The organism is Rhizobium sp. PP-F2F-G48 (assembly GCF_004342335.1).
In the GTDB taxonomy this organism is placed as follows: domain Bacteria; phylum Pseudomonadota; class Alphaproteobacteria; order Rhizobiales; family Rhizobiaceae; genus Ferranicluibacter.
This window is the reverse complement of record NZ_SLVH01000013.1, coordinates 69,845-83,390: the sequence shown is the minus strand read 5'-3', so window position 1 is coordinate 83,390 and position 13,546 is coordinate 69,845. Positions and strand designations below refer to the sequence as shown.

Genomic DNA, 13,546 nt, shown 5'->3' with positions numbered 1-13,546 from the left:
GGCCGGGAAGGAGACCGCATGTTCATACCGCTTCACGATCGCAATAACCTGAAGCATATCCGCCTGCAGGTCGTCACGATCGGGCTGATCGCGGCGAATGTGGTGATCTTCTTCCTCACGGGCCCTCTGTTCGTCGAGGCCTCGACCGTCAATGCCGATCTGCTCTCCTTCGGCTACATCCCCGCGTTGATTTTCGGCGATGCGACGCTCGCCCCCGGCATCGCCGTCGTGCCGGAAAGCGCGACTCACATCACCTACGCCTTCCTGCATGCCGACCTCTATCACCTCGGCACCAACATGCTGTTCCTCTGGGTGTTCGGCGACAATGTCGAGGATGCGCTCGGGCACCTGCGGTTCCTCGTCTTCTACCTCGCCTGCGCGGCGGCGGGCGCGCTCGTCCACGGCCTCGTCGTGCCCTATTCGCAGGCGCCGCTGATCGGCGCCTCCGGTGCCGTTTCGGGCGTGGTCGCGGCCTATTTCCTGCTCCATCCCAGAGTCCGCGTCTGGGTGCTCGTCCTCTTCCGCATTCCGCTCCCCCTGCCGGCCTTCATTCCGCTCGCCCTCTGGATCGCCCAGCAGTTCTACATGCTGGCGGTCGATCCCTCGGCCGATGTCTCCTGGGGTGCCCATGTCGGCGGCATCATCGCCGGCCTGCTTCTCGTCCTCGTCATGCGCCGCAAGGGCGTGCCGCTGTTCGACAGGGTCGTGGTCGTGCCGAAGGCCGTTCGCCTGGTGGAGCCGAACACCGTGCGCTCTGCGGAAACGGACCCGCGCGACATCGCGCCCTCGCAGGGCCGCGCCGGTCCGTGGGGCACGCACCCGTGAGCCGGACGGCGAAAGACGCCGAGAATTTTCGTCCGCCGTATTGACGTGCACGTAAAGGTTAGTAATCTACGCGGCGTGACCGGGAGGCACGTTCAGGCAAGAATTGTATTTGTGGAAAAAACGCGTATCGATGTCGCCAATCGACTGACGGGGCGGCCAGGGAATATGCGATTCCATAAGCACACGCCCGAAATCTTTCGGCTCGAGATCGGCGTCGACAGGCGCCAAACGGAAAACACACGTGCTGACACTGGCAGCACGCCAGATCCTCGCCGGGGCCTTCAAGCCCGGCCCCACCGCTGAGATTCACTGCCGAGATTCGATGAAGGAAGGCTCCATGAAAATTCTAGTCACCGTGAAGCGCGTCGTTGACTACAACGTCAAGATCCGCGTCAAGCCGGACGGTTCCGGCGTCGAGCTTGCCAATGTGAAGATGTCGATGAACCCCTTCGACGAAATCTCCGTGGAAGAGGCCCTGCGGCTGAAGGAAGCGGGCAAGGCAACGGAAGTGGTCGTCGTGTCGATCGGCCCGGCCAAGGCCGAGGAAACGCTACGCACCGGCCTCGCCATGGGCGCGGACCGCGCCATCCTGGTCGAGACCGATGCCGCCGTCGAGCCGCTGGCCGTCGCCAAGATCCTCAAGGGCGTCGTGGAGGCCGAACAGCCGTCGCTGGTCATCGTCGGCAAGCAGGCGATCGACGACGACAGCAACCAGACGGGTCAGATGCTGTCGGCGCTGCTCGGCTGGAGCCAGGGCACGTTCGCCTCCAAGGTCGAACTCGGTGCCGACAAGGCGACCGTCACCCGCGAGGTCGATGGCGGCCTGCAGACGATCGACATCAAGCTCCCCGCGGTCGTCACCACCGATTTGCGTCTCAACGAGCCGCGCTACGCCTCGCTGCCCAACATCATGAAGGCCAAGAAGAAGCCGCTCGACAAGAAGACCCCGGCCGATTTCGGCGTCGATACGACACCGCGCCTGACCGTGCTGAAGACCGAGGAGCCCGCCGGCCGCAAGGCAGGCATCAAGGTCGGCTCGGTCGCCGAGCTGGTGGACAAGCTGAAGAACGAAGCCGGCGTGCTGTAAGCCCCGGACGCGAAGGTTCGCCGCAGGCCCGAAAGGGCAGCGGCGCACCGGTATCCAGAGTTTCTGCACGTGATATGCTGCCGGGACCCCGTCGATACGACCGGACGGTGCGGCAGCGACAGACAGATCGAGATTTCGAGGAGAACAAACGACATGGCCATTCTTCTTCTGGCGGATCATGACGGTCAGACCGTTTCCGACGCCACCGCCCGCACCGTCAGCGCCGCAACCGCCATCGGCGGCGACATCCATGTTCTGGTCGCAGGCGCCGGGGCGGATGCCGCGGCGGCAGGTGCCGCGACGCTGTCCGGCGTGTCCAAGGTCCTGCTCGCCAACGATGCAGGCCTCGCCAACAACCTCGCCGAGCCGCTGGCAGCGCTCCTGGTGTCGCTCGCCGACAGCTACGACGTGCTGATCGCGCCGGCCACCTCCGTCGGCAAGAACGTCATGCCGCGCGTCGCAGCCCTGCTCGACGTCGCCCAGATCTCGGAAATCACCGAGGTCGTCTCGGCCGACACGTTCAAGCGCCCGATCTATGCCGGCAACGCCATCCAGACCGTCCAGTCGGGCGACGCGAAGAAGGTCATCACCGTTCGCACCTCGACCTTCGCCCCGGTTGCCACCGGCGGCTCGGCCGCGGTCGAGACCGTGTCGGCGGCTGCCGATCCCGGCCTTTCCACCTTCGTCAACGACGCCTTGTCCTCCTCCGACCGTCCGGAACTGACCTCCGCGAAGATCATCGTCTCCGGCGGCCGCGCGCTCGGCTCGGCGGAAAAATTCCAGGAAGTGATCCTGCCGCTCGCCGACAAGCTCGGTGCCGCCGTCGGCGCATCGCGCGCCGCGGTAGATGCGGGCTACGCGCCCAACGACTGGCAGGTCGGCCAGACCGGCAAGGTCGTCGCCCCGCAGCTCTACATCGCCTGCGGCATTTCCGGCGCCATCCAGCATCTTGCCGGCATGAAGGACTCCAAGGTCATCGTCGCCATCAACAAGGACGAGGACGCCCCGATCTTCCAGGTCGCCGATTATGGCCTCGTGGGCGACATCTTCACGCTTCTGCCGGAACTCGAAAAGGCGCTGTGATCCCGACACACCGACATGTGAACGGCCGCATCCCCCGATGCGGCCTTTTTTACTTTCGAAGACGCGCAGAGAGCGACGGAAAGCACTGGCAAAACCCGCCGCCAGCCTTTATCACTTTGAAACAGGCCTTGACGGCATCGGTCCCGACACCGAAACGGTTTTCGGGGGCGACATGATGCATCGGGCATGAAGCGCTACAGGAAAGCTGGGTGCGTCACATGGGGACGCGCAGCGCTGTGGCGGTCCTGAACGTCGGCTGCGATTGGGGAACAACGGCTTGATGATCAAGAATGTCGGAATCGTCGGTGCGGGACAAATGGGCTGCGGTATTGCGCAGGTCGCCGCGATGGCAGGGTACAAGGTGCACCTCTACGACATCGCGCCCGATCGCATCGAGGCCGGCCTTGCCACGATCAACGGCAACATGGCCCGCCAGGTCTCCTCGGGCAAACTGACCGAAGACGAGCGCAAGAAGGCGCTGACGCTGATCAAGGGCTCCTCCGACCTCACGGACCTGTCGCCCGCCGACCTCGTGATCGAGGCGGCGACCGAGGACGAATCCGTCAAGCGCCAGATCTACGTCGCCGTCTGTCCGGTGCTCAAACCCGACGCCATTCTGGCGACCAACACGTCCTCCCTGTCGATCACGCGCCTTGCCTCCGCCACGGACCGCCCGGAGCGTTTCATGGGCATCCACTTCATGAACCCGGTTCCGGTCATGAAGCTCGTCGAGCTGGTGCGCGGCATTGCCACCGAGGAAGGCACCTTCGCCTCGGCCCGCCAGTTCGTCACCGCCCTCGACAAGACCATCACGGTGGCCGAGGACTTTCCGGCCTTCATCGTCAACCGCATCCTGCTGCCGATGATCAACGAGGCGATCTACACGCTTTATGAAGGCGTCGGCACGGTCGATGCCATCGACACCGCGATGAAGCTCGGCGCGAACCACCCGATGGGACCGCTGCAGCTGGCCGACTTCATCGGCCTCGACACCTGCCTGTCGATCATGCAGGTGCTTCATGACGGCCTCGCCGACAGCAAGTACCGCCCCTGCCCGCTTCTCGTCAAATATGTCGAGGCCGGCTGGCTCGGCCGAAAGTCCGGTCGCGGCTTCTACGACTATCGCGGCGAAGTGCCGGTTCCCACACGATAAATCATCCATCGTCATCTTGACGATTAGGAATAGTGAATGCAATTGTGAGTTCGCTTCTTTTGAGGCGCGGAGCTCTCATGATTGCATATGCCGCCGGCGGCAACCCACCCCTCGGCATGGCGTCCTCGCGCCGCGCGACCATTCGGCTGATCGGCGCGCTGGTCCTCGTCCCCAACATCCTCTTCCTGCTCGCCATGCCGTTCTATGTCGCGGTCCGGACCATCTCGCCGCTGTTCTACCTTCTTGCCGCAGCCGCCGCCTATTTCCTGCCGGCATGGGCCGCCTACCCGGTCTTTCTTCTGGCCGCGCTCCTCGACGGGGCTCTCGTCGTCATGCTGGCCTTCAACCTGCCGGTCGGCGACGCCATCGACACGCTGGCATTTCTCGCGACCATCGACGTCGCCGCCTCCAGCGTCTATGTCGCTTTCATCCTGGCCATGATCGCAACGGCCTTGACCGCGGCCTGGCTCTTCAACCGCTTCAGGCCGGATGCGCCGCGCGCCTCGCCGACGGCCGTGGCCTTTGCCGCTCTCGCGGTCATCGCGCTCGATACCGGCGTCAACCGCCCGTTCTCGGGCGCGGCGCCGGCGTTCGACAGCGCCATTGTCCAGAACGACCTGACGGCGGACAGGATCGCGGCGTCCGGGCGTAACATGCTGTTCGTCATGGTCGAGGGTCTCGGCGCCTTCGCAGACCCGCAGGAGCGCAGCCTCCTCGCCGATATCCTGCAGGACGTGACGCGCGGAGGCCGCTACCGGTTGACGAGCGGCACCTCCCGCTATTCCGGCTCCACCACCGGCGCCGCCGCGCGCGAACTCTGCGGCCGCTGGGGCAGCTGGGTCGATTTCATGGGCGATCGGACGTTCGACTGCCTGCCGCGCCGCCTGAGCGAGGCGGGAATGAGCACCCTGTCGTTTCACGGCTACTCCCGCGACATGTTCTTCCGGCACCACTGGTACCCGCAGATCGGCTTCGAGCGGAGCACCTTCCTGGAGGACCTGGCGGCAGAGGTCCCGAGCCCGACGCCCGCGCGCTGCGGCAACGTCTTCAAGGGGCTCTGCGACACGGAAATCGTAAATGTCGCGGATGCCGCGCTCAAGGCCGACCCGGACAGGCGGAAGTTCGTCTACGTCCTGACGCTGAACACGCACATTCCCTACGAGCCCTCCGCCATCGACCGGCTGGACTGCGGCAGTGCGGCACCGGCGATCGACAACCGGACGGTGTGCGAACTGACGAACCTGTGGAGCGACCTGTTCCGTTCGGTGGCCGCCATCGCGCAGGACCCGGATCTGCCGCCGACCGATATCCTCATCGTCGGCGACCACCAGACGCCCCTCTGGGAGCGCGCCGCCCGGCGCCATTTCAAGCCCGGCCTCGTGGACTGGTACCGGCTGGAAAGCCTCAGGAGCCGGCGCCCGCTGACGCCGCCGCGCGCACCAGCGCCCGCCCCTCCTCGCCATCCCAGGCCGCCGGCCCGTTCATGGCCGAGAGCAGGCAGCCCTTGTCGTCGATCAGCACCGTGACCGGCAGGCCGAAGGCAAGGCCCTCCTTCTTCAGGGCATTGAACACGCCCATGGACGCATCCCGGTAGGGTTTCAGCGCCGTCACGCCGGTTTCCGACAGGAAGGTTTTCGGCTTCTCGTCGCTGCCGGTGTCGATATTGACCGCGACGACCTCGAAGCGGTCGCTTCCCTCCGCCGTCTCCAGCCGGTCGAGCGCCGGCATTTCCTCGCGGCAGGGCACGCACCAGGTGGCCCACAGGTTGAGGAGCACGGTGCGGCCCTTGAAATCGGCCAGCGTCAGATCCTTGCCCGTATCGTCCTTAAAGGTCAGCCCGTCCAGAGGCCGCGGCCGGTCGGCCGGCGCCATCGCGGCCACCTGCCCCTTCATCAGCGGCGTCAGGCCCGCGATCTTGCCCGATGCGGCCGCGCATTGCCCTGCATCCCCTTGCGAAGCGATCTCCGGAGCATTGCCAGACCCGCTTTGCCTGACGTATACCGCAGCCGCACCGGCGATCAGGCCCAGAAGGGCTGCCAGCGCCACGAGCCGCAGGGCGGAGCGGGGTTTTCCCGGATCTGTCATGTCGGTTTTCAAGACTTGTACCTTTTTGAGGAACGGAAATTGCGATGGCCGACGGCGCTTCCGAAACGAAGAACTCCAACCAGATGTGGGGCGGCCGTTTCGCGTCCGGACCCGATGCCATCATGGAGGAGATAAACGCCTCCATCGGCTTCGACAAGAAGCTCTATGCGCAGGATATCCGCGGCTCGAAGGTTCATGCCGAGATGCTCGCCCATCAGGGGATCATTTCCGGCGCCGACAAGGATGCCATTCTCGGCGGTCTCGACACCATCCTGTCGGAGATCGAGGCGGGGACTTTCGAATTCTCCCGACGCCTCGAAGACATTCACATGAACGTCGAATCGCGCCTGGCGACGCTGATCGGCCCCGCAGCCGGCCGCCTGCACACGGCGCGCTCGCGCAACGATCAGGTCGCGCTCGACTTCCGCCTTTGGGTGAAGGAAGAGCTGCAGAAAGTCGAGACCGCGCTCACGCGCCTGATCGCCGCCTTTCTTGAACGCGCCGAGGAACATGCCGACACGGTCATGCCCGGCTTCACCCATCTGCAGACGGCGCAGCCGGTCACCTTCGGCCATCACTGCATGGCCTATGTCGAAATGTTCGGCCGCGACCGCGCCCGCGTGCGGCATGCCATCGAGCATATGGACGAAAGCCCGATCGGCGCGGCGGCTCTCGCCGGCACCGGCTTCCCGATCGACCGGCACATGACGGCGAAGGCGCTCGGTTTCTCCGGCCCGACGCGCAATTCCATCGACACCGTCTCCGATCGCGATTTCGCGCTGGAATTCCTGTCGATCGCGGCGATTTCGGCCACGCATCTGTCGCGCTTGGCCGAGGAGATCGTCATCTGGTCGACGCCGCAATTCGGCTTCGTCCGCCTGTCGGATGCCTTCTCCACCGGCTCCTCCATCATGCCGCAGAAGAAGAACCCGGATGCCGCCGAACTGGTGCGCGCCAAGACCGGCCGCATCAACGGCTCGCTGATCGCGCTGCTCACCATCATGAAGGGCCTGCCGCTCGCCTATTCCAAGGACATGCAGGAAGACAAGGAACAGGTCTTCGACAGCGCCGAAAGCCTGGAGCTTGGCCTTGCCGCCATGACCGGCATGGTGCGCGACATGACCATCAATATCGACCGCATGAAAAAGGCGGCCGGTTCCGGCTTCTCCACCGCAACGGACCTGGCCGACTGGCTGGTCCGCGAAGCCGGCCTCCCCTTCCGCGATGCCCACCACGTGACCGGCCGCGCCGTGGCGCTGGCCGAGGCCAAGGGCTGCGATCTCGGCGAACTCAGCCTCGAAGACCTGCAGGCCATCCACGCGGCGATCACGGACAATGTCTTCGACGTGCTGACGGTCGAGGCCTCCGTGGCCAGCCGCACCTCGTTCGGCGGCACTGCGCCTGCCGAAGTCCGCCGCCAGATCGCCTGGTGGCGCGCGCGCAACTGAGGCCGTTCCGTCTCGCCTTCGGGGAAACCCATCATTTTTCCCGGGCGATCCATCAGCAATTCGAACGTGCGCGGTCCTTGAAAAACAGCTAAGAGGAACCGCCTGCCCTCGCAAAGGACCCGCGACGATGACATTTCGGACTGCCGCCCTGACGGCGCTGCTTCTGACGGCAACGGTGCTGACGGCCTCCGGCTGCGGCCGCAAGGGCGATCTCGAGCGCCCGAGCGTTGCGCGCGCGCAAGCTGCGAAAGATGCCGCAAACACGACACGGGCGCCCTCGGCTCTCCCGTCCGGCTTCGTCAGCCCCGCCAGCGGCGCTGCACCGGCAAGTGCTGCCGTCGCCGGCAATGCATCGGCCCAGACGACGTCCGTGACGCAGATGAACACCGTCCCCGGCTCGGACAACAGGGCGGCCCGCAGCGGCCGCACCGGCAAACAGGACGACGTCCCCGAGCGCCCCTTCCTTCTCGACCCGCTGCTCTGACAGCCCACCCAAGGTCCATTCCGTGAATCACTTCGAATATCGCGACGGCGTTCTGCATGCGGAAGACGTGCCGGTCACCGACATCGCCCGCGCCGTCGGCACGCCGTTCTATTGCTATTCCACCGCGACCCTGGAGCGGCACTATGCCGTTTTCGCCAAGGCCTTCGAGGGCGTGGACGCGCTGGTCTGCTATGCCATGAAGGCGAATTCCAACCAGGCCGTGCTGAAGACGCTCGGCCGTCTCGGCGCCGGCATCGACGTCGTCTCCGGCGGCGAACTCGCCCGCGCGCTCGCCGCCGGCATCCCGGCGGAGCGCATCATGTTTTCCGGCGTCGGCAAGACGGCCGGCGAGATGGATCTGGCACTGGCCGCCGGCATCTACTGCTTCAACGTCGAATCCGAGCCTGAGCTCGAAGTTCTCAACGCCCGCGCCGTCCGCCTCAATCGCCAGGCGCATGTGTCCTTCCGCATCAATCCGGATGTGGATGCGAAGACCCATGCCAAGATCTCGACCGGCAAGAAGGAAAACAAGTTCGGCATCGGCTTCGAGCGCGCCCGCGCCGTCTATGCCCATGCCGCGACGCTGCCCGGCATCAAGGTGACCGGCATCGACATGCATATCGGCAGCCAGATCACCGAGCTGCAGCCGTTCGAAGACGCCTTCAAGGTGCTGCGCGATCTGGTGGACGCGCTGCGCGCCGACGGCCATGTCATCGATCACGTCGATGTCGGCGGCGGTCTCGGCGTGCCCTACAAGGAAGACAACAATCCCCCGCCTCTGCCGGATGCCTATGCGGCGATCGTCAAGGAACAGCTGGCCGGCCTCGGCTGCCGCATCGTCATGGAGCCCGGCCGCCTGATCGTCGGCAATGCCGGCATTCTGGTGACGGAAACGATCTATGTGAAGGATGGCGGGTCGAAGACCTTCGTCATCGTCGACGCCGCGATGAACGACCTCATCCGCCCGACGCTCTACGAGGCCTATCACGAGATCCGCCCGGTGCGCATCTCCGCCGCCAACGCACCGCGCATCACGGCAGACGTGGTCGGCCCGGTCTGCGAGACCGGCGACTATCTGGCGCTCGACCGCGAAATGGCCATGCCGCGCCCGGGCGATCTCTTCGCCGTCAGCACGGCCGGCGCCTATGGCGCGGTCCAGGCGGGCACCTATAATTCGCGGCTTCTGGTGCCGGAGGTTCTGGTCAAGGGCAACCGCTTCCATGTCGTGCGCCCCCGCACCACGATCGAGGACCTGATCGGCCTCGACAGCCTGCCCGACTGGCTCTCGGAAGACTGACCTTTGTCGGGCCCAGCCCGGATCGGCCAGGCCCTGCGGAAAACGCAGGCACGCGATGTCCGCGCAGAACGCCACGTTCACGATTGCGTTCTCGCCCTCGTCTTCGCCACAAACAATGGTATCCTCCCGGCCAAACAGGCTTCGAGCGGGCGCGGGATTCGCCTGGCGGCGGGGCCTGAGCAGAAGTAGGACGGTGCGGATGGCAGAATTCCGGCGGCAGACACGACCGGCAGGCAAGGACGGCGAATCCGGCACGGCGCGCACGGGCCAGAGTCATACCGGCCAGACCCATAAGGGCCAAAGGCAGACGGGTATCAAGCAGACGGGCATGGCCCGCACGCTCGCCCGCAAGCGCGGCTTCGCCCGCGCCGTTCTCGTGGCCGAGCGCCTCGCGCCGCGCGCGCTCTTTCCCCTTGGCGTCGCATTCCTGTTTCTGTCGGCCGCCTGGTTCGGCCTTTTCCGCGCCGTGCCGCCGCTGGGTCACGCCGGCCTACTGCTCATCTTCGCGCTCGCTTTCATGGCGTCCCTCGTGCCGGTCTTCCGCATCCGCCTGCCCGATGCGCATGAGGCCGATCGCCTGCTCGAGGAGCGCAATGCCCTGCCGCACCAGGCCATCGGCGTGCAGGACGACAGGCCGGCCACCGGCGGCGCCTTCGGCGAGGCGCTCTGGCGCGAGCACCAGAGCCGCATGGCCCGGATGATCGGCGCGCTCGAAACCGGCCTGCCGCGACCCGATATCGCCCGCCATGACGGCTTCGGCCTGCGCGCGTTGCCGGTGCTGCTCGTGGCCGTCGCCTTCGCCTATTCCTATTCCAACCGCGCCGGGATGGTGTCGGACGCGTTCCGCCTTCCCGAAAACATCGTGGCCCCGCCGGATGTGCGCATCGATGCCTGGGTGACGCCGCCCGCCTATACCGGCCGCGCGCCGGTCTTCCTCACCGGCCGGCAGGACCAGCCGGCGGCAGGTGCCGAGAGCGCCGAGGCGAGCGTGCTCCGCATCCCGCAATTCAGCGACGTGACCGTTCGGGTGACGCGTGGCGCGACAGTAACCGACACGGCCGTGACCTTCCTCGACAAGGGTGCGAGCGCGGCCATGCCGATCCCGCCGCAAAAGCCGCAGGAGGTCGGCGCGGCCGGACAGGATCAGGCCGGCAATGCAGCCCCCGTCCCGCCGCCCGCTGCTGTCCAGGACACGCCTGCGGGCGCCGAGACCCCGACGCCTCCAGGCAACAGCACCCACCTCTACAAGATCACCCGCGACGGCACGCTGACGGTCGGCGGTCAGACATGGCAGTTCGCCGTCATTCCCGATGCCGTGCCGGACATCGCCTTCGACGGCGCACCGCGCGCCACCGTCAATGCCGCGCTGGAAATCCCCTTCATCGCCAAGGACGATTATGGCCTGAGCGAAGCCTTCGCAGAGATCGTGCCGGCAGAGGCACCGCCCGTCGAGGCGACGCCGCTCTATCCCGCGCCCGAATACCGGCTCGACCTGCCGCGCCGCAATGCCAAGGATGCCAAGGCGACGGCCAGCCGCAACCTGTCGGAACATCCGCTTGCCGGCAAGCGCGTCCGCATCACGCTGGTCGCGCGCGATGCCGCCGGCCAGGAAGGGCGCAGCGCGTCGCAGGAGATCATCCTGCCCGCCCGCCGCTTCTACCAGCCGCTCGCCGGCGCGGTCGCCGAGGAGCGTCAGGTCATGGCGCTGAACAGCCGGGATCTGCCCCGCGCGATCGAGCTCAACGACGCGCTGAACATCCGCCCGGAAGACAACATCCCCAACCTCACCCACTTTCTCCTGCTGCAATCCGCCAAGGGCCGCATGGAGCTTGCGCGCAACGAAGAGATGATGCGCGGCACCGCCGACTATCTCTGGGAGGTCGCCCTCGGCATCGAGGACGGCAATCTGTCGCTGGCCGAGCGCAATCTGCGCGAAGCCCAGCAGAAGCTGTCGGATGCGCTGGAACGCAATGCCTCGGACGAGGAGATCGCCAAGGCCATGCAGGAACTGCGCGAGGCGATGAAGCAATTCATGCAGGCTCTCGCCGAACAGGCGATGAAGAACCCGCAAATGGCCGCGCGACCCAACAGGGAGAACATGCTGAGCAGCAAGGATCTGGACAAGATGATGGACCAGATCGAGAACCTCGCCAAGTCCGGCTCGAAGGATCAGGCCCGCCAGATGCTGTCGGAAATGCAACGCATGATGAACAATCTCCAGGCCGGCCGTACGCCGCAGGACATGCAGCAGGGCCAGGACAACAGCGAGATGCGCCAGCAGATGGACAAGCTCGGCGCGCTGATGCAGGAGCAGCAGCGGCTGATGGAGCAGACCTTCAAGCACGATCAGGCCCTGCGCAACCGCATGCAGATGGGCGATCCGATGATGGATCAGAACCTGTTCGAGCAGCAGCCCGGTGACCAGAACCAGCAGCAGGACCAGAACCAGCAGCAGGACCAGCAGCAACAGCAGGGCGAACAGCAGCAGGGCGGCGATCAGACCGATCAGATGACCGAGGAACAGCTGCGTCAGGCGTTGAAGGATCTGCAAGGCCAGCAGCAGGCACTGGAAAAGCAGCTCGGCGAGCTGCAGAAGGGTCTCGAGGGCATGGGCATCAAGCCCGGTAAGGGCTTCGGCCAGGCCGGCCGCGAGATGAAGGGCGCGTCGGGACAGCTCGGCCAGGGCCAGGGCGAACAGGCCGTCGGCAGCCAGGGCCGCGCCCTGCAAGCGCTTCGCGAAGGCGCGCAGGACATGATGAACCAGATGAGCCAGGGTCAAGGCCAGGGACAGGGTCCGGGCCAGGGCGTGCCGCAATACGGCCAGAACGGCCGTGACCCCCTCGGCCGCCGCCAGCAGAACCCCGGCCCCGACTTCGGCGACCAGGTGAAGGTTCCCGACGAGATCGACACCCAGCGCGCCCGCGAAATCCTCGACGAAATCCGCCGCCGCCTCGGCAACAACGTCTCGCCGGAGGTGGAGCGGCAGTATCTGGAGCGATTGCTGGATATCCGGTGAGGTCGCAGCCGGGTCCGCCCCTCATCTGACCGTCCATCAGCCCTTAAACCGCCTCAGGCGGCCAGTGCCACCGCGACGGCCTTGCGGATATCCGGCAGGCTGAACGGCTTGGCCACGACGTCGATGATCTTGCCGGCAAGGTCGTCGGCGCGCTCGCGCTGTTCGGCATAGCCGGTCATCAGCAGAATTTTCAGTCCGGGAAAAGCGGCCGCCGCCGCGTGGGCCAGCGCGATGCCGTCCATGACGGGCATGCGGATGTCGGAAAGCAGGAGGTCGAAGGGGCCACCGCGGAGCTGCTCCAGCCCCTCCGCCCCATCGCCCGCCTGCACGACGTCGTGCCCGTCCATCTGCAATGCGCGCGCGACGAAGCGGCGCAGGGAGTCTTCATCCTCGGTAATCAGGATCTTTGCCATCATGGCCTCCTAAACATCAGAAGCCCACAAGCGCAGAGTTTCCTTTGAAAACCGTAAAGACGGAAAACCTCATGAGCGACGAGGCCGGCCTCAGATCTTGTCGGCGTCGCCGGTGACAACGCCCACGAAGGGCAGTTCGCGGAAGGCGTAGGCGACATCCATGCCGTAGCCGACGACGAAATAATCGGGGCACTCGAAGCCGACGAAATCCGCTTCGAAGTCGATCTCGCGCTTGACCTTCTTGTCGAGGAGGACGGCGATCGAGACCGATTTCGCGCCCCGCTCCAGCATCAGGTCGCGCGCAAAGCGCAGCGTTCGCCCGGATTCCAGGATATCGTCGATCAGAAGCACGTCGCGGTCGCGCGGGTCGCTGTCGATGTCCTTGATGATCTTGACGCCGCGGGACACCGTCCCGGTGCCGTAGCTCGACAAAGTGATGAATTCGACTTCCGGGGCAAGGCCCGCATGGTGCATGGCGCGGATCAGATCGGCCGCGAAGATGAAGGAGCCCTTGAGCACCGAGATCACCAGCAGGTCGTCGGTGCGGCCCTTAACGATATCCGCCGCCATCTCCGTGTTGCGCGCGGCAATCACGTCCGGTGAAAACAGCGTCTCGATCATCTTTCCGCGAACGACGGGCATGGCAATGGCTCCA

At 65.7% G+C, this 13,546-nt stretch carries 11 protein-coding genes and 1 pseudogene; 9 read left to right on the top strand and 3 right to left on the bottom strand.

Annotation, left to right across the window (positions count from 1 at the left end):
* The first annotated feature begins 18 nt into the window (after window positions 1-18).
* The 5 genes and pseudogenes from C8J36_RS22380 to C8J36_RS25740 all read left to right on the top strand — a co-directional run.
* A complete protein-coding gene (locus C8J36_RS22380; RefSeq protein ID WP_132537517.1) occupies window positions 19-825 on the top strand; it encodes a rhomboid family intramembrane serine protease in 807 nt (268 codons plus the stop codon).
* Between the two features lie 337 nt (window positions 826-1,162).
* Entirely contained in the window at window positions 1,163-1,912 is a 750-nt protein-coding gene (locus C8J36_RS22375; RefSeq protein WP_132537516.1) for an electron transfer flavoprotein subunit beta/FixA family protein, read from the top strand.
* Window positions 1,913-2,065: 153 nt separating this feature from the next.
* Complete coding sequence (locus tag C8J36_RS22370; protein ID WP_132537515.1) at window positions 2,066-2,995, top strand: electron transfer flavoprotein subunit alpha/FixB family protein; 930 nt, start codon at window positions 2,066-2,068, stop codon at window positions 2,993-2,995.
* Window positions 2,996-3,275: 280 nt separating this feature from the next.
* Window positions 3,276-4,148, top strand: a complete 873-nt coding sequence (locus C8J36_RS22365) for a 3-hydroxybutyryl-CoA dehydrogenase (protein ID WP_132537514.1) — start codon at window positions 3,276-3,278, stop codon at window positions 4,146-4,148.
* 77 nt (window positions 4,149-4,225) lie between these two features.
* Window positions 4,226-5,308 (top strand): annotated as a pseudogene (locus tag C8J36_RS25740) (sulfatase-like hydrolase/transferase); the annotation flags it as partial.
* Between the two features lie 244 nt (window positions 5,309-5,552).
* On the opposite strand, the gene C8J36_RS22360 reads toward C8J36_RS25740, so the two are convergent.
* Window positions 5,553-6,233: a TlpA disulfide reductase family protein gene (locus C8J36_RS22360; protein ID WP_132537513.1), complete on the bottom strand. Its 681-nt coding sequence runs from the start codon at window positions 6,231-6,233 to the stop codon at window positions 5,553-5,555.
* 44 nt (window positions 6,234-6,277) lie between these two features.
* On the opposite strand from C8J36_RS22360, the gene argH reads away from it, so the two are divergent.
* The 4 genes from argH to C8J36_RS22340 all read left to right on the top strand — a co-directional run bounded on the left by argH (window position 6,278) and on the right by C8J36_RS22340 (window position 12,478).
* Complete coding sequence (argH, locus tag C8J36_RS22355) at window positions 6,278-7,681, top strand: argininosuccinate lyase (RefSeq protein WP_132537512.1); 1,404 nt, start codon at window positions 6,278-6,280, stop codon at window positions 7,679-7,681.
* 127 nt (window positions 7,682-7,808) lie between these two features.
* Window positions 7,809-8,165, top strand: a complete 357-nt coding sequence (locus C8J36_RS22350; protein ID WP_062595669.1) for a lipoprotein — start codon at window positions 7,809-7,811, stop codon at window positions 8,163-8,165.
* Window positions 8,166-8,187: 22 nt separating this feature from the next.
* On the top strand, window positions 8,188-9,462 hold the full coding sequence (gene lysA / locus C8J36_RS22345) for a diaminopimelate decarboxylase (RefSeq protein ID WP_062595670.1): 1,275 nt from the start codon (window positions 8,188-8,190) through the stop codon (window positions 9,460-9,462).
* Between the two features lie 328 nt (window positions 9,463-9,790).
* Window positions 9,791-12,478, top strand: coding sequence for a TIGR02302 family protein (locus C8J36_RS22340; RefSeq protein ID WP_132537558.1), 2,688 nt, complete (start codon window positions 9,791-9,793; stop codon window positions 12,476-12,478).
* A 53-nt stretch (window positions 12,479-12,531) separates the two neighbouring features.
* Here C8J36_RS22340 and C8J36_RS22335 read toward each other — a convergent pair whose 3' ends face one another.
* A complete protein-coding gene (locus C8J36_RS22335) occupies window positions 12,532-12,891 on the bottom strand; it encodes a response regulator (RefSeq protein ID WP_062595671.1) in 360 nt (119 codons plus the stop codon).
* A 90-nt stretch (window positions 12,892-12,981) separates the two neighbouring features.
* A complete protein-coding gene (gene hpt, locus C8J36_RS22330) occupies window positions 12,982-13,533 on the bottom strand; it encodes a hypoxanthine phosphoribosyltransferase (protein WP_062595672.1) in 552 nt (183 codons plus the stop codon).
* Between the last annotated feature and the right edge of the window lie 13 nt (window positions 13,534-13,546).

Excerpts from the sequence above, each read along its gene's own strand:
- argH (WP_132537512.1), top strand. The coding sequence starts at position 6,278 with ATGGCCGACGGCGCTTCCGAAACGAAGAACTCCAACCAGATGTGGGGC.
- C8J36_RS22380 (WP_132537517.1), top strand. The coding sequence starts at position 19 with ATGTTCATACCGCTTCACGATCGCAATAACCTGAAGCATATCCGCCTG.
- C8J36_RS22365 (WP_132537514.1), top strand. The coding sequence starts at position 3,276 with ATGATCAAGAATGTCGGAATCGTCGGTGCGGGACAAATGGGCTGCGGT.
- C8J36_RS22370 (WP_132537515.1), top strand. The coding sequence starts at position 2,066 with ATGGCCATTCTTCTTCTGGCGGATCATGACGGTCAGACCGTTTCCGAC.
- C8J36_RS22375 (WP_132537516.1), top strand. The coding sequence starts at position 1,163 with ATGAAAATTCTAGTCACCGTGAAGCGCGTCGTTGACTACAACGTCAAG.
- C8J36_RS22360 (WP_132537513.1), bottom strand. The coding sequence starts at position 6,233 with ATGACAGATCCGGGAAAACCCCGCTCCGCCCTGCGGCTCGTGGCGCTG.
- C8J36_RS22340 (WP_132537558.1), top strand. The coding sequence starts at position 9,791 with ATGGCCCGCACGCTCGCCCGCAAGCGCGGCTTCGCCCGCGCCGTTCTC.
- C8J36_RS22335 (WP_062595671.1), bottom strand. The coding sequence starts at position 12,891 with ATGGCAAAGATCCTGATTACCGAGGATGAAGACTCCCTGCGCCGCTTC.
- C8J36_RS22350 (WP_062595669.1), top strand. The coding sequence starts at position 7,809 with ATGACATTTCGGACTGCCGCCCTGACGGCGCTGCTTCTGACGGCAACG.
- hpt (WP_062595672.1), bottom strand. The coding sequence starts at position 13,533 with ATGCCCGTCGTTCGCGGAAAGATGATCGAGACGCTGTTTTCACCGGAC.